We start from the raw sequence: 17,060 nt of genomic DNA, 5'->3' as shown, positions 1-17,060 counted from the left end.
CCATGCCGTGTCGCGGCGCCACGATTTGAGGAGTACGACCTTGCCCGACGTGAACAGTGCCTCTGTGAGCGACAAAGTAGCGATCATCGGCATGGGCTGCCGACTGCCCGGCGGTGCATCGGACCACCGCGCCTACTGGCAGAACCTCATGGAGGGCAAGGACTGCATCACCAGCACACCGGCGGACCGCTACGACGTCTCGACGCTCCGCAGCCGGTTCAAGGAGAAACCCGGACGTCTGATCGGTGGCCGAGGCGGATACATCGACGGTTTCGACGAGTTCGACCCCGGCTTCTTCGGTATCAGCCCGCGCGAGGCCGACCATATGGACCCCCAGCAGCGCAAGCTGCTGGAAGTGGCGTGGGAGGCATTGGAGGACGGCGGCCAGCGGCCCTCGGAGCTCGCCGGCAGCGATACCGCCGTGTTCGTCGGCGCGTTCACACTGGACTACAAGATCCTCCAGTTCTCCGATCTGGGCTTTGCCTCACTGGCCGCGCACACCGCCACCGGCACCATGATGACGATGGTCTCGAACCGTCTGTCGCACTGTTTCGACTTCCGGGGTCCCAGCCTGTCGATCGACACCGCCTGCAGTTCCTCCCTGGTGGCGGTGCACCTCGCCTGCCAGAGCCTGAACAACGGCGAGACCGATCTCGCACTGGCCGGTGGCGTCCTGCTGCACATGGCACCTCAGTACACCATCGCCGAGACGAAGGGCGGATTCCTGTCGCCCGACGGCCGCTCGCGTACGTTCGACGCCGCCGCCAACGGCTACGTACGGGCCGAGGGTGTAGGAATGGTCGCGCTCAAGCGGCTGGACGACGCCGTACGCGACGGCGATCCCATCCACGCGGTGATCCTCGGTACGGGGGTCAACCAGGACGGCCGCACCAATGGCATCACCGTGCCCAGCGAGGACGCCCAGTTCGGCCTCATCCAACGCGTCTGCGCAGCAGCGGGCATCACTCCCGGCGCCCTGCAGTACGTGGAAGCGCACGGCACCTCGACCCCGGTCGGCGATCCGATCGAGGCGAACGCGCTGAGCCGGGCGCTCGCCGTGGGACGCAGGCCCGGCGCCCCCTGCTACGTCGGGTCCGTCAAGACGAACATCGGGCACACCGAGGCGGCAGCGGGCATCGCCGGACTGATCAAGACCGTTCTCTGTCTGAAGTACCGCCGTATCCCGCCCCACATCAACCTGGAACGGGTCAACACCGCCATCGACCGGGAGACCTCCCCGTACCGGATCCCGACCGAGCCGACCGACTGGCCGGAGCACGAGGGTCCCGCACGGGCCGGGGTGAACTCGTTCGGCTTCGGTGGCACGAACGCCCATGTCGTACTGGAGGAGGCACCCGAGCGGGCACCGCAGCAGGCCGTGCGCCGCGAACGGGCCTGGAACATCCTTCCGCTGACCGCCCGGACCCCGGACGTCCTGCCCGAGGTGGCGGCGGGCATCCGTCGCGAACTGGCCGGGCTCCACGGGCCGGAGGTGTCGCCGACCGATCTCGGATACACGCTTGCCCGTCGCCGCCAGCATCTTGAGTCACGGCTCTCCGTCGTGTACTCCTCACGTGCCGAACTGGACGAGGGGCTCGCCGCCTTTCAACGAGGCGAACCCCACCCGCGGGTCGTCCACGGAAGGCAGCTCGATGCCGAACAGCGCCGTCTGGTCTGGGTGTTCACCGGCATGGGACCGCAGTGGTGGGGAATGGGCCGCCAGCTGTTCGAGGGCGACGAGGTGTTCCGGGAGGCGGTCACCCGCTGCGATCAGGCCATCCGCAGGTTCGCGGACTGGTCCCTGATCGCGGAGATGACGGCGGACGAAGCAGATTCGCGCATGGGTGAGACATGGCTCGCACAGCCGGCCAACTTCGCCGTCCAGGTGGGACTCGCGGCCATGTGGCGCCAGTACGGTGTGCGGCCCGATGCCGTGGTCGGCCACAGCACCGGCGAGATCGCCGCCTTCTACGAAGCGGGCGTCTACACCCTGGAGGAGGCGGCGCGAATCGTGGTGCACCGCAGCCGGCTTCAGCAGCGGCTGACCGGGACCGGCACCATGCTCGCCGTCAGCCTGCCGGAGGCGGAGGCGCGGTTCCGGGTGGCGGCGTACGGGAACCGGGTATCGGTGGCCGCGGTCAACAGTCCCTCGGCGGTGACGCTGGCCGGGGACCGCGACGCACTGGCCGAGCTTGCGGACGTGCTGCGGTCCGAGCAGGTCTTCGCCAAGCTTCTGACAGTACAGGTCCCGTACCACAGCGCGGGCATGGAGGCGATCAAGGACGAGCTGCTGACATCCCTGGCCGGACTCGAACCCCGGGCGGCGACGGTTCCGCTGTATCCGACGGCTCAGGAGGGCACGGCGCACGGCAGCGAGCTGGACGCGGAGTACTGGTGGAAGAACGTCCGCCACCCGGTCCTCTTCCGCTCGGCCGTCGACCGGCTCGCCGACGACGGGTTCGGGCTGTTCCTGGAGATCGGTCCGCATCCGGTGCTCAGACACTCCATCCGTGAGTGCCTCGACGGCAGGGGGACGGCCGTACGCACCCTTCCGTCGATCCGCCGCCGCGAGAACGAGCCGGAGCGCTTCGCGACGTCGCTGGCGGAGCTGCACAACGTCGGCGTCCCCGTCGCCTGGGACGCCCTGCACCCGGTGGGCAGTCCGGTGCCCCTGCCCCGCTATCCGTGGAAGCGCGACCGCCACTGGACCGAGCCCGGCCCCGTCGCGCACGTCCGCCTCGGCCGGACCGAGCATCCCCTGCTGGGCCGGCGCACGACGCACCCGGAACCGACGTGGCACACGACGCTCGACACCGAGCGGCTGCCCTACCTCGACGACCACCGCATCCAGTCGACCGTCGTCTTCCCGGCGGCGGGGTACCTGGAGATGGCCGTGCAGGCGGTCCGCTCCCTGACCGGCGGCACCCACGCCGTGCTCACGGACATCGAACTCCGCAGAGCCCTCTTCCTGCCCGAGGGCGAGGACCGGGCCGTACGCCTGTCGCTCTCGCTGCAGAGCGCCGTGTTCACCATTGCCTCGGCGGAGGAGGGCGGGGGTGAGCAGGCGGTGCACGCGAGTGGTGTCGTGCGCTCCGGGCAGCCGCGTCCTGCCGGTCCGCCGGTCGACACCGAGGCTCTCGCGGCACGCTGCCGACGTCGGCTGGACGGTGCGGACTGCTACACGGAGCTGGCCGCCCTGGGGTACCACTACGGCCCCGCGTTCCGGGCCATCGAAGAGGTGTGGATCGGATCCGGCGAAGTCCTCGCCCGGCTCCGCCCGCCGGCGGTGATCGGGGACGACGCGGCCCGGCACCACATCCACCCCGTACTGCTCGACGGCTGCTTCCAGTCCCTGCTCGCGACGCAACTCCTCGACGGCGGCGTGGACCGGCAGACCTCAGGCATTCGCCTGCCCCTGTCCATCGACGAGGTGTGCCTCGCCCCGGTCGGGGACCGGCCGATCTGGGTGCACGCCACAGTGACCCGCGGCGGCGCGGACGAGCTCGTCGGGGACATGGCGGTCTACGCGGACGGCGGCGAGTCCCTGGGCGGCATCGGTGGCTTTCGCGCAGCCGATGTGGAGAAGGCGTCCACGACGGTCGGCCTCGGCACGATCGATTCCTGGCTCGCCGAGACCACGTGGATCGACAGACCCTTCGATTCCGCCGAGGGCAAGGACCCGTGCGAAGACCGGGACGAGGGCGAGGCCCGGGTCGGGGCCGGAGCCGAAACCGCGGCAGGGGGCGGTGCCGACTGGCTGGTGTTCGCCGATCGGCAGGGCGTCGGCGATGCTCTGAGCGCCCTGCTCGCCGCGCGCGGTGAGCGCTGCCGTCTTGTGCGTCAGGGTGAGGTGTACCGAAGGGGCGACGACGGACAGGAGTTCACGGTCGTGCCGGGATCGGCCGCGGATCTGGAACGGCTCTTCGCCGACCTGGGCGAGGGCGGCCAGGACCGGGACAACGACCACGAAGGAGCGAACGGCAGGACCGGTGGGCCGTCTTTCGGAGCCATCGTGCATCTGTGGAACCTCGACCTGCCGCACCTCGCGGAGGCTTCACGGCAGGACCTCGTGCAGCACAGCGGCACGGGGGCGTACTCGCTGATCGCGCTCGCCCGGACGCTGCTCCGCCACGGGGCCGAAGGCCGGCTGCATATCGTGACGCGCGGCGCGCAGCACGTCGAGCCCGGCGAGACCGTCGAACCCCTGGGGGCACCCGCATGGGGGATCGGTCGAGTGCTCAGACATCAGGAGCTGACCTCCCACCGCGGCAAACTGATCGACCTGGATCCCGGCCGAGGAGGAGACGAGGGATGCCGGGCCGACGCCCGGGCGCTGCTGCACGAGGTCCTCACCGATGACGAGGAAGAGATCGCGCTGCGCGGCGACCACCGCCTCACCAGCAGGATGCGGCGGGCCGAAGGGCTGACGCGTCCCCTTCCGCTGCGGCTGCGCGCCGATGCCGACTACCTGGTCACCGGTGCCTTCGGTGCGCTCGGCAGACTGCTCTGCCGGACACTCGTACGGCGCGGGGCGCGCGGTCTGATCCTGATCGGACGCACCGCGCTCCCGGAGCGCTCCGCCTGGCGCGGTCTCGACCCCGACACCGCCGAGGGCCGTGCCGTGGCCTTCGTCAAGGAGTTGGAGGCGCTCGGGGCGCGCATCGTCCTGGCACCGCTCGACATCACCGATGAGGCCGCGTTCACGGCCTGGCTCGACGCGCGTCGGCGCACCTCCCCGCCGCCTGTACGAGGGGTGTTCCACCTGGCCGGCCAGGTACGCGACACACTCGTCACGGACATGGACCGGCAAACCTTCGCCGAGGCCCACGATCCCAAGGCCATCGGCGCGTATCTGCTCCACCGGCACCTCGGCGACGAACCGCTCGACCACTTCGTCCTGTTCGCCTCGATCGCTTCACTGCTGACCACGGCGGGCCAGACCAACTACGCCGCCGGGAACGCGTTCCTCGACGCGCTGGCCCAGCACCGCCGGGCACTGGGTCTGCCGGGGCTGAGCGTGGACTGGGGACCGTGGGCCACCGGCATGATCGAAGAGCTCGGGCTCGTCGACCACTACCTCCGCAGCCGGGGTATGAGCTCGCTCTCACCGGATGCCGGGATGGCGGTCCTGGAGCGTGTCATGGGCCAGGACCGGGCCCAGTTGCTCGTCGCGACAGTCGTCGACTGGCCGGTGTTCCTGGCCTGGTACGGCTCGCCGCCCGCGCTGGTGGCCGACCTCGCGGCGACGGCAGGCACCGGCACCGGCGACTCCACGGGTGAGGGCATCCTCGACACCTTCCGCGACGCGGACGCGACCGAGCGCCTGGCTCTGGTGACCCGGCGGTTCACGGAAGTGGCCTCCTCGGTGCTGCGGACGGGAACCGATCGGATCGACCCACGGGCAGGCCTCAACGCGTTGGGACTCGACTCGCTCCTGGCGATGGAGCTGCGCGCACGGCTCGTCTCCGAACTCGGCGTCGCTCCGCCTGTGGTGGCCCTGCTGAGCGGCATTCCGGTCGACGAGCTGATCGGACAGCTCCACGACGGTCTCGCCGAAGCGGTGGCGCTGGAAACCGAGGATGACGACAAGGCCGCGGTGGAGGTGTTCGACGACGAGCTGTGCCATCCGCTGACGCAGAATCAGAAGGCCCTGTGGTTCCTGAGGCAGCTCGATCCCGACGGCTACGCGTACAACATCGGCGGCGCGGTCGAGGTCCGTGTCGCTCTTGAACCCGACCTGATGTTCGAGGCCGTCCGCTGCCTGGTGCGACGTCACCCCGCGCTGCGGACGAACTTCCTCACGGTGGACGGCGTGCCGGTGCAGCAGGTGTCCACGGACCGGAGCCCGGACGTCGCGCTGTTCGACGTACAGGACCAGGAGTGGGAGGACATCCACCGGACGATCGTGGCCCAGTACCGCAGGCCGTACGACCTCGAACACGACCCGCTGTTCCGCTTCCGGCTCTTCAAGCGCGGCCCGGACCGCTGGGTGATCATGAAGGCGGTCCACCACATCGTCTCCGACGCGATCTCGACGTTCACCTTCATCGAGGAACTCCTCGCGGTGTACGAGGGGCTGCGTCAAGGCCGTGCGCCCGCGCTGCCGCCCGTCACGGCCCGCTATCTGGACTTCCTCAACGCGCAGAACCGCTTCCTGGCCGGGCCCGCGGCGCACCGCATGCTCGACTACTGGCGCTCGCACCTGCCCGCGGAGGTACCGGTGCTGGAACTGCCCGTCGACAAGCCCCGTCCGGCCGTGCAGACACACAACGGCGCCTCGGAGTTCTTCGTACTGGACGAGGCTCTCACGGCCCGCGTACACGCTCTGGCCCGCGCGCACGACGTGACCCCGTTCATGGTGCTGCTCAGCGCCTACTACGTACTGCTCCAGCGCTATTCGGGTCAGGACGACGTCATCGTGGGCAGCCCCGTGACCGGCCGGACCGACCAGGAGTTCGCCTCCGTCTACGGCTACTTCGTCAACCCGCTCCCGTTGCACGCGGACCTTTCCGGCGAACCATCGGTCGCCGACCTGCTGCAGCGGGTCCGCGCGACCGTGCTGGGCGGCCTCGACAATCAGGAGTACCCGTTCGTCCTGCTTGTGGACGAGCTGGGGCTCCAGCACGACCCCAGCCGCTCCGCGGTGTTCCAGGCGATGTTCATCCTGCTGACCCACAAGGTCGCCACCGAGAAGTACGGCTATCGGCTGGAGTACATCGAACTACCCGAGGAGGAAGGGCAGTTCGATGTCACACTCTCCGTCTACGAGGACGAGGCGGAGCGTCGGTTCCACTGTGTCCTCAAGTACAACACCGACCTGTTCCTGCCTCAGACCATGCAGCGGATGGCAACGCACTACACCACACTGCTCGACAGCATGACCCGGGCACCGGCCGAACGGCCCATCACCCGACTGGAGATGCTCGGTGCCCAGGAGCGCGAACGGCTGGTCCGCGAGTGGAGCGGCGCCGGGCACCTCGCTCTGCAGGCCGGTGCGGGGCAGTGGGAGAAGGACCGGGTCCGCCCGGTGCATCAGCTGATCGCAGAGGTGGCGGCCCGGTGCCCGGACGCCGTCGCCGTCACGGTGCCGGCACGTCGCGGGACGGCCCTTCGGCTGACGTACGCGGAACTGGACCGCCGCTCAGGAGAACTGGCCCGGCGGCTGCGGGGACGGGGAGCCGGTGCCGGATCGGTGGTGGTGCTGTGCCTGGAGAAGACGTCCGACCTCGTCGTCGCACTGCTGGCGGTCCTCAAGGCGGGAGGCGCCTACCTCCCGGTCCCGACCGACCATCCGGCCGACCGGGTCGCGCACACCGTGCGGACCGCGGCCGCCACCCTCGTGGTCGTCGAGGACGATGCCTGCCGCGACCGGCTGCCGGGGCTGCCGGCCGAGACGCTGACCCTGCGGGAGCTCCGCGAGTCCGAGCCCGCCCCGGACGACCCGCGGGAGCCCGCGCCCGGCGCCGAGGACGCGCCCGGCCTCGACTCGCCCGCGTACGTCATCCACACCTCCGGCTCGACCGGGCACCCCAAAGCCGTGCAGGTCAGTCACCGGAACCTCGCCTCGGCGTACGGAGCGTGGCTGAAGGAGTACCGGCTGGACCGTGACGTGCGGGTCCACCTCCAGATGGCGGCCCCGTCGTTCGACGTCTTCACCGGGGACCTGGTGCGCGCACTGTGCTCGGGCGGCAATCTGGTCCTGGTCGACCGGGACCTGCTCTTCGACACCGAACGTCTCCACCGGACCATGCGGGAGGAGAACGTCGACTGCGCGGAGTTCGTCCCCGCCGTCGCGCGGGCGCTCATGGACCACTGCGAACGAGAGGGCCACCGGCTGGACTTCATGCGCCTGCTGGTCGTCGGGTCCGACTCCTGGAAGGTGGGGGAGTACCGACGCCTGCGCGAGCTGTGCGGACCGCGCACCCGCCTCATCAACTCCTACGGGGTCACCGAGGCCACCATCGACAGCGCCTGCTTCGAGGGTCCCGTCGACGACCTGGAACCCGGGCGGACGGTGCCGATCGGACGCCCCCTGGGCAACAGCACGCTCCATGTGCTCGATCAGCACGGCGAGCCCGTGCCGCCCGGGGTGCCGGGCGAACTGTGGATCGGCGGCGACGGTGTCGCGCTCGGCTACGCGGGGGACCCCGCGCAGACCGCCCAGCGCTTCGTGACCCGGACGCTGAGCCGGGAGCCGGGCGCCGAACCCGTACGCCTCTACCGGAGCGGCGACGCGGCGCGCTGGGACGTGAACGGCTTCGTCCATCTGCTGGGGCGCGTCGACGACCAGGTCAAACTGCGCGGCCATCGGATCGAGATCGGCGAGATCGAGGCCCACCTCGCCCAGTGGCCCCAGCTGGCCCGGACGGTCGTCGCGGTGCGCCCCGACGCCCAGGGCGAGGACGTGCTCTGTGCCTACTGCGTTCCGGCGGAAGGAACAGCGCTCGACCGGCACGCGCTCCGTCGGCGTCTCGCGGGGCTGCTGCCCGCGTACATGGTCCCCTCGCACTTCGTCGCCCTGCCGGAACTGCCCTTGACCGCCAACGGGAAGGTCGATGTCGCCGGTCTCCCCACTCCCCGGTTCGACGCACGCGACGAGCCCGAGGAGAGACTCACCACACCCTTCGAAATGAGCATGGCCAGGCACTGGAAGGAGCTGCTCGGGCTGGAACGGGTCAATCTGACACTCGAGTTCTTCGAGGCCGGAGGCAGCTCCATCAAGCTGATCGAGCTCATCCACCGACTCCGGCAGGAATTCGGCGTGGCCATTCCGGTGAGTCTGCTGTACCAGGTCACGACCCTGCACGGGATGGCCGCCACGGTGGAGCGTCTCGCCACCGGCGGGATCTCGGACGACCTGTCCTGTCTCAGCTTCAACGACGACCGGGAGGTGACGGTGTTCTGCTTCCCGCCGGCCGGCGGCCACGGTCTCGTCTACCGGGCCTTCGCCGCCCAACTGCCCGAGTACCGCCTGGTCGCCTTCAACTACGTCCCCGGCGAGAACAAGGTGGGCCACTACGCCGACCTCGTCGAATCCCTGCGGCCCGAGGGCAGTTGCCTGCTGCTCGGCTACTCCCTCGGCGGCAACCTCGCGTTCGAGGTGGCCAAGGAACTCGAATGCCGGGGACGCGATGTCGTCCATGTGATCGTCCTCGACTCGCATCGCATCCTGGAGCCCTACGCGCCCGGCCGCGAGCACTTCGAGATCTTCGAGGCGGAACTGGCCGAACACCTGCGCAAGCACACCGGGTCGGAGATCGTCGCTCGCGAAACCCTCGAACACGCCGCGGAGTACCTGGCGTTCTGCGGCCGCACACCGAACCTCGGCGCGGTTTCCGCGACTGTCAGCGTGGTCACGGACGAGGAGAAGACCGCGCTCTACGCGGCCGGCGCCCGTGGCACCTGGCACGGCAGCTCCACCACGGGCACGGCCGTGCTGCGCGGCTCCGGAAGCCACGCCGACATGCTCGACCCCAAGCACGTGGCGCGCAACGCCGAGCTCGTGCGCGGCATCCTCCAGGAGGGCGGCGCCGATGGCCGGTGACACGGGCGACGCGTGGAGCGCAGGTGAGCGGGGAGCGGACGGCAGCCCCCGGGTCATCGTGATCGGCGCCGGTGTCGCCGGCATGTCCACCGGGTGCTACGCACAGATGAACGGAATGCGGTCCCGCATCTTCGAGAAACATGTGCTGCCCGGCGGGTGCTGTACGGCCTGGTCGCGCGACGGCTACATCTTCGACTACTGCATCGAGTGGCTCATCGGCACGGCCATGGGCAACGACGCCCACCAGGTATGGCGTGAACTGGGAGCGCTCGACGGCAAGACGATCACCAACTTCGAGATGTTCAACCGGGTCGTCGACGAGACCGGCCGTTCAGTGGTCTTCTACAACGATCCGGACCGGCTGGAGCGCCACCTGCTCGACCTGTCGCCCGGCGACGCCCGGCTGATCCGCTCGTTCTGCCGCGATCTGCGGCGGTTCATCGACATCGAGCTGTACCCCTTCCTGACCGCCCCGGCCCTGCGGAGCGTGCGCGAGCGGGTGGAGACGCTGCGCACCGTCCTGCCCGCGTTCCGTCTCTTCTGGCGCACGGCGTCGACTCCCATGCACGAGTTCGCCGACCGGTTCCAGGACCCGCTGCTGCGCCGGGCGTTCCGCAACATCTTCTTCCAGGACCCGGAAGGGTTCCCGCTGCTCCCTTACCTGTTCAACATGGCCAGCGCCCATCACCACAACGCCGGCTTCCCGCAAGGAGGTTCGCTGGGCCTGGCCCGGTCGATCGAGGAGCGGTACACGGCGCTGGGCGGCGAGATCAGCTACCGGGCACGAGTCGAACGGATCCTGGTCGAGGACGGACGTGCCATCGGCATCGAACTGCGCAACGGCAGACGGTACTACGCCGATCACGTCGTCTCCGCCTGCGATGGCCACACCACGATCCACGGCCTGCTGCAGGGCCGTTTCACCGGGCCGCGGATCGACAAGCTGTACAACGACCTGCTGCACCGCCCCGGCACCCTCTTCCCCGCGGTGGTCTCGGCCTTCGTCGGGATCCGGGGCGATCTGGGCCCCGACCGGGCGCACAGCACCACGTATCTGCTCTCCCCCGAGGACGCCGCGCGACTGCCCGGCGCGCTCCAGAGCAGTCTGGTGGTCCAGCTGCGCTCCCGCTACTCGGACGGCTTCGCCCCGCCCGGAAGGTCGGTGGTCCACTGCACCTACTTCAGCGACTTCGCCCACTGGAAAGCGCTGCGCACTGCCGACCGCAGGGAGTACCGGGCACAGAAGCGCCAAGTGGCCGACTTCGTCCGAGGATTCCTGGAGCGCCGCATGCCGGGCACGGCCGAGCGCATCGAGCTGGTCGACGTCGCCTCCCCGGTGACGACCCGGCGCTACACCGGCAACCACGACGGTTCCATTCTGGCCTGGAAGGCCTTCTCCGAGGCCGACGACATCGCGGCCGGGCTCGTCGGCAAGGACCGCATGCGCCTGCCGGGTCTGCGCGGCTTCTCCATGGCCGGGCAGTGGGTCGGCATGGGCGGCCTGATCCGTGCCGCGTCGACCGGCCGCTTCGTCGTCCAGTACCTCTGCGACGAGCTGGGGCGCGGTTTCACGGCGTCCGAGAGCCGTGGGGAGGAACCCTGGCACCCCGGAAAGCTGGGCCGCCTGCCCCAGCTCGACCAATGGTCCGCGAACGGGGGCACCCGCACATGAACACCGAGGAGAGCAGGTTCATGCCGCGCACCCGACGCGAGTCGATGATCATCATCGGTGCGGGGCTCGGTGGCCTGTCCACCGGCTGCTACGCCCTGATGAACGGCTACCGCACCCACATCCTGGAAATGCACGAGCTGCCGGGCGGCTGCTGCACGGCCTGGGACCGCGGAGACTTCACGCTGGACCCTTGCGTCAGCTGGCTCCTGGGCAGCGGCCCCGGCAACGAGATGCACCAGATCTGGCTGGAGCTGGGCGCGTTGCAGGGCAAGCAGGTACGGCATTTCGATGTCTTCAACGTCGTGCGCGGCCGGTGCGGGCGGGCTGTGTACTTCTACTCCGACCCCGACCGGCTTCAGGCGCATCTGACGGACATCTCGCCCGCCGATTCCGCTCTGATCCGTGACTTCTGCAAGCAATTGCGCACATTCCGCAAGTGCCTCGCGGTCTATCCGTTCCTCAAGCCCGTCGGGCTGATGTCGATGCCGGAGCGCTGGCGCATGCTGGCGTCGTTCGTGCCGTACTTCAACGTCGTGCGCAAATCCATCAGCGTCCTGATGACCGACTACTCGGCCAGGTTCCGGGACCCCCTGCTGCGTGAGGCGTTCAACTTCATCCTCTACGAGAAGCACCCGGCGTTCCCCGTGCTGCCCTTCCACTTCCAGCTCGCCTCGCACGCGAACCTCTCCGCCGGCGTCCCCGAAGGCGGTTCGCTCGGACTGGCCGAGTCCATCGAGCGGCGCTATCGTGCACTCGGCGGCGAAGTGACCTACAACGCCAAGGTCGAGAAGGTACTCGTCGAGGACGACCGTGCCGTCGGCGTACGGCTGAGCGACGGCAGCGAACTGCGCGCCGACATCGTCGTCTCGGCCTGCGACGGCCGCACCACGATGATGGACCTGCTCGGCGGCCGCTACCTCGACGACGCCTACCGCCGCCTTTACACCCGAACCATCCACCAGCCCGGCATGGTCTTCCCCGGGTACTTCACGCTCTTTCTCGGACTGCGTCGCGACTTCCCCGACGCCGACCCCTGTACGACCTATCTGCTCGACGAGGCGGAAGCCGCCCATCTGACCGGAATCCGCCATCCCAGCATCAACGTCCAGTTCCGCAGCAGGCACTACCCGGAACTCTCCCCGCGCGGGACGAGCATCGCGTACGTCACCTACTTCTGCGACATCGCTCCCTGGCGGGCCCTGGACGAAGGACCCGAGCAGGCCACCCGGACCCGCGGCGGACGGAGACTCCACACGCTGCCGGTGCGCCACGGCCGTGGGTACTACGCGGCCAAGAAGCGGGCCCGCGACGTACTCGTCGCGTTCCTGGAACGGCGCCACCCCGGCATCACCGACGCGATCGCCGTGCGCGATGTCTCCAGCCCGCTCACACAGGTCCGCTACACGGGGAACTACGACGGCACGGTGCTCGGGTGGCAGCCGTTCGTGGAGAGCGGGGAGACGCTGGAGACACTCATCAAGAAGCACGGCCCCGGCCTGCCGGGACTGCGGAACTTCTACCAGTCCGGCGTATGGGCGACGACGGGCGGCCTGATCCGCGCGGCGGCGGCGGGCCGGCACGTCACGCAGTTCATCTGCCGGGACGACGGCAGGACCTTCACCGCGTCCGTCGACGAGAGCGGGCCGCCCCCCACCCATCTCGTCGTTCCGGTGGGCCCCCGACCGGACGCGCGGTCCGCGACGGTCGACCGATTGTCCCCCGTCGACAGAAAGGGAACGAGATGAGGACCAGGAAATGGGTGGTACGTGAGCACATCGAGGGCGTCCCCGACATCGAGAGGGTCTACGGGCTGGTCGAGGAGGAACTCGACGTCGATCTCGCCCCGGACGAGATGCTGCTGAGAACACGCTACGTATCGGTGGACCCCTACCTCCAGGGCATCGCGCTGGACACCCCTCTCGGCGCCCACATGGGGGCCGACTCGATCATGGAGGTGCTGGAAGCGGGTCCACGGGCGGCCCACCGGCCCGGCGATCTGGTGCAGGGCTTCGGCGGCTGGCGCACCCATCTCATCAGCGACGGCGCGGCGACCCCGTGGCAGACCGGTACGTTCCCGATGGTCTTCCCGGCCTTCCGCCGCCTGGACCCGAACTGGTACGACGACGCCCTTCCGCTGCCCACCGCGTTGAGCGTCATGGGCGGTCCCGGGATGACGGCCTGGGGCACCCTGACCAAGTTCATGTCCGTCCGCCCGGGCGACACCGTCGTGATCAGTGGCGCCTCCGGCTCCGTCGGGTCGCTGGTCGGTCAGCTGGCCAAGCTCGCCGGCGCGCGGGTGGTGGGTACCACCTCGACGGCGGACAAGGCGGAGTACCTCGACGAGCTGGGATTCGACGCGGTCGTCGTCTATCGCCACAAGGACAGCTGCGACGCGGTGCGCGAAGCCCTCTCCTGGGCCGCACCGGACGGGGTCGACAAGTACTTCGACAACCTGGGCGGCACGGTCACCGACGCCGTGTTCTCCATGCTCAACGTCGGCAGCCAGGTGGCCGTGTGCTGGCAGTGGGCCACCCAGGTCGGTGGGGAGGCCTTCGGGCCGAGGCTGCTGCCGTACATCATGTTTCCCCGTACATCGGTGCGCGGCATCTTCTCGCTGGAATGGTTCACCGAACAGAACTGGCGCGCCCTCCACGACGAGCTCGGCGGCAGGGTCCGGCGGGGCGAGATCCGCTGCGGGCACACCCTTCACCAGGGCTTCGAGAACATCCCGGACGCCTACCGGAGCCTCTACGAGGACACGGGAGCCAGTCGGGGCAAGGTGCTGGTCGAGCTCTGAGCCCCCGTCGCCCCGACGTTCTTTCCCGCCCGCACGACCGTGTCCAGCAGCCCGACGTACCCGTGCCCGCCTGGAGGTCCCATGCCCCGCTCCGACGACACCGACGCGACGACCGGCCTGCCGACTCTCCCTCTGCACCGACTGGGCTTCGACTCACCCGGACCACCCAGGCAGGTCGACCTGCCCGATGGGACGCGGGCGTGGCTGGTGAGCCGGTACGAGGACGTGCGCAAGGTCCTGACCGACACCCGGTTCGGACGCGCGGGGCTCCACACACCGGACGCCCCGCCCCTGACGGCGGACGCCGGTCTGGTGGGAAGCCTGGATCTGATGTTCAACCAGGACGGAGAGGACCATCTGCGCCTGCGCCGCTCCCTGCGGCGCGCCTTCACACCGAGGGCCGTCGCCCGATGGCGGCCCTGGATCGCCGCGATCGTGGAACAGCGTCTCGACGAGCTCGCCGCCGGAGCCCCTCCGGTGGACCTGGTGGCCGCCTTCACCCTTCCGCTCCCGGTCGAGGTGATCAGCCGGCTCATGGGTCTCGACACCCCGGCGAGGCAGCGGCTGCGCCACTGGACCCAGTACGCGTTCTCGGACGGCTCCCACCCCAAGGAGGAAATGGACTCGGCGCTGGCGGAGTTCGCCGCGTTCGGAGCCGCGCTGCTGGCCGAGCGGAGAAACGCCCCGGGGGACGATCTGACCAGTGTGCTGGTACGGGCGGCCGATGAGGAGGGAGGCATCCCGGAGGGACAGTTGGTCGACCTCGTGTGCGGACTGGTGGTGGGCGGGCATGACAGCACCATGACGATGCTGGGCAACGCCCTGCTCTATCTGCTCGGCGAACGGCAGGAGAGCTGGGCCCGTCTCGGGGAGGACGAACGGGCCGCCGAGGCGGTGGCCGAGCGGTTGCTGCACCTGGTCCCGCTCGGCGACGACCGGGGGACCGCGCGCCACGCCGCCGCCGATGCGGAGGTCGGCGGCGTGACCATCCCTGCGGGATCGGTGGTGCTGGCCGACTGCGGCATGGCCAACCGCGATCCCGATGTCTTCCCGCCCCGGCCGTTCGACGACCTGTTCGCGCCCTTGGCGGCCCCCACCCTGTCGTTCGGCGCCGGTCCGCACTACTGTCTGGGCGCCTGGTTGGCGCGGCTCGAACTCCAACTGTCCCTGCACCGGCTCGCCGCCCGATTTCCCGGCCTGCGGCTGGCACGACCGGCCGAAGAAATCGAGTGGCGACGCGGCACCACGTCCCGCAGTCCTCAGCGGATCACCGTCACCTGGTAGGAGGACAGCACACGGTCCGTGAGAGGGGCCGGAGCCCATCCCGGACGGACCGGCCGCGGAGCGCCGGGCCCGACAGGACCGACGGACCGCGGAAGGGAGATGCGCGCGGCCCGCACACGACGACGGGGGCGACGGACCGCGGCGGAGGGCAGCCGATGTGCCGGGGTGACCACCCGCTCAGCGCAAGTGCACCGGCAGCGATTCGACGCCGTACACGATGGACAGCTTGCGGAAGGCCAGTTCCTGGGGCGGAACGGCGAGGTGCATCCGGGGAAACCGCCGGGCCAGGGCCGGATAGGCGGAGCGCAGTTCCATGCGCGCGAGTTCGGCGCCTATGCACCGGTGCATTCCGTAGCCGAAGGCGAGATGCCCCGAGGCCTGACGGTGCGGGTCGAAGCGCCCGTCGTCCACGACGTACGACGCGTCACGGTTGGCGCCGCTCAGCGAGCAGAGCACCATGTCGCCCTGCGGAATGACCACCCCCGCTATCTCGATGTCCTCACGGGCGAACCGCGGGAAGGCGATCTGTACAGCGGAGAGGTAGCGCAGCACCTCCTCGACGAAGGGCGCGGCCGTCGCGTCGTCGGTCCGTATTCGCTCGAAGACGTCCTTGTTCCGCAGCAACACGAGTGAGCCGAGGGCGATCGTGCTGGCGGTCGTCTCGAATCCGCCGGTCAGCACGCCGTCGGCGAGACCCGCGAGTTCCTCGTCGTCGACGCTGTCGCCGTGCTCCTTCACGATCATGCCGAGCAGGCCGTCACCCGGTTTCTCGCGCTGTGCCTCGACGACATTCCTGAAGTAGGCCAGCGACTCCGACATGGCACCGAAGGGCGCGGTCGTCCCGCCGAACAGGTCGAAGCGGTCCATGGCCAGCTGCTGGAAGTCGTGGCGGTCCTCGTAGGGCACGCCGAGCAGCTCACAGATGGTGAGGGAGGGGATCGGCAGTGCGAACTCCTTCACCAGGTCGACCGGCCCCTGCTGGGCCTCCATCATGTCGAGGCGCTCCTCGACGATGGCATCGATCCGGGGAGTCAGGCGCCGCAGCCGGCGCATCGTGAACTCCGGTGTGAGGATGCGGCGCAGCCGCGTGTGCACGGGAGGGTCGCTGAACCCGAGTCCGCCCGGACTCTGCTCCGCTGCCACTCCGGCGTTCGTGGCGAGGTGGGCGAAGTCGGTACTGAACCCGTCGGCCGAACCGAGCACGGCCTTCGACTCCTCGTATCCGGTGACCACCCAGACGTCCATGCCGAACGGCAGCGAGACCTTGGATATCGGCTCATCCGCCCGGAGCCCGGCCAACTTGTCCACCGGGTCCAGCCCATCCCTGCGCAGCATCATCAGCAGGTCTTCGGGGAGCAGCCGGATCGTGGAGGATCCAATTCCGTACTTCTGGATCCTGGACAGATAGGTGCGCCCAAGCCGGGCGGTGATACGAGAACGGAACTTCGTCCTCAACATGTTCTCCATGGGTCGCGCGGTCCGCACGCACGGTGCGGAGATGAGAGGGATGTGCAGCGGGCTCGGGAACGGACAAGGACAGACGCTGACGTGACTTGTACCGAGAGAGTCGTATCTCAGGGCAGAAGTCGCAACAACGCTGGTAGCACACGGTAGCGCGAGCGGGCGCGGCGGGCGGTCGGCAGCCTTGTCCGCCAGGGCCGCAGGACCGGGGCGTCAGGTGCACAGGGCGGAATCACCGGGCGGCCGGTGCGAACACGGGACCTCGGCCGGGACCGGGTGGCCGGACGGGCGGGCGCGGCAGA

The 17,060-nt window shown here is 69.5% G+C and carries 6 protein-coding genes; 5 read left to right on the top strand and 1 reads right to left on the bottom strand.

What is annotated here, in order from left to right; translation table 11 throughout:
- Positions 1 to 40: 40 nt before the first annotated feature.
- The 5 genes from ACF1B9_RS14920 (at position 41) to ACF1B9_RS14900 (ending at position 15,297) form a co-directional block, all read left to right on the top strand.
- Entirely contained in the window at positions 41 to 9,544 is a 9,504-nt protein-coding gene (locus ACF1B9_RS14920) for an amino acid adenylation domain-containing protein (protein ID WP_391745147.1), read from the top strand.
- Positions 9,534 to 11,216 (top strand): phytoene desaturase family protein, encoded by a 1,683-nt coding sequence (locus ACF1B9_RS14915; protein WP_391745145.1) that lies wholly within the window; start codon positions 9,534 to 9,536, stop codon positions 11,214 to 11,216. Before ACF1B9_RS14920 ends, ACF1B9_RS14915 begins: the two co-directional genes overlap by 11 nt.
- Positions 11,217 to 11,236: 20 nt before the next feature.
- Positions 11,237 to 12,961: a phytoene desaturase family protein gene (locus tag ACF1B9_RS14910; RefSeq protein ID WP_391745143.1), complete on the top strand. Its 1,725-nt coding sequence runs from the start codon at positions 11,237 to 11,239 to the stop codon at positions 12,959 to 12,961.
- The gene (locus ACF1B9_RS14905; RefSeq protein ID WP_391745142.1) at positions 12,958 to 14,013 is read left to right on the top strand and encodes an MDR family NADP-dependent oxidoreductase; all 1,056 of its coding nucleotides are present in this window, start codon (positions 12,958 to 12,960) and stop codon (positions 14,011 to 14,013) included. The genes ACF1B9_RS14910 and ACF1B9_RS14905 overlap by 4 nt, the downstream gene beginning before the upstream one ends.
- A gap of 81 nt (positions 14,014 to 14,094) precedes the next feature.
- Complete coding sequence (locus ACF1B9_RS14900) at positions 14,095 to 15,297, top strand: cytochrome P450 (protein ID WP_391745140.1); 1,203 nt, start codon at positions 14,095 to 14,097, stop codon at positions 15,295 to 15,297.
- A 177-nt stretch (positions 15,298 to 15,474) separates the two neighbouring features.
- On the opposite strand, the gene ACF1B9_RS14895 is transcribed toward ACF1B9_RS14900, so the two are convergent.
- On the bottom strand, positions 15,475 to 16,755 hold the full coding sequence (locus tag ACF1B9_RS14895) for a cytochrome P450 (protein ID WP_391745138.1): 1,281 nt from the start codon (positions 16,753 to 16,755) through the stop codon (positions 15,475 to 15,477).
- Positions 16,756 to 17,060: the final 305 nt, after the last annotated feature.

Origin of the sequence: Streptomyces sp. NPDC014727 (assembly GCF_043083485.1) — a bacterium.
Lineage (GTDB): Bacteria > Actinomycetota > Actinomycetes > Streptomycetales > Streptomycetaceae > Streptomyces.
This window is presented reverse-complemented; position numbering and strand designations above follow the sequence as displayed.

Coding starts and splice junctions, on each gene's coding strand:
- ACF1B9_RS14910 (WP_391745143.1), top strand. CDS start 11,237: ATGCCGCGCACCCGACGCGAGTCGATGATCATCATCGGTGCGGGGCTC.
- ACF1B9_RS14900 (WP_391745140.1), top strand. CDS start 14,095: ATGCCCCGCTCCGACGACACCGACGCGACGACCGGCCTGCCGACTCTC.
- ACF1B9_RS14915 (WP_391745145.1), top strand. CDS start 9,534: ATGGCCGGTGACACGGGCGACGCGTGGAGCGCAGGTGAGCGGGGAGCG.
- ACF1B9_RS14895 (WP_391745138.1), bottom strand. CDS start 16,755: ATGTTGAGGACGAAGTTCCGTTCTCGTATCACCGCCCGGCTTGGGCGC.
- ACF1B9_RS14905 (WP_391745142.1), top strand. CDS start 12,958: ATGAGGACCAGGAAATGGGTGGTACGTGAGCACATCGAGGGCGTCCCC.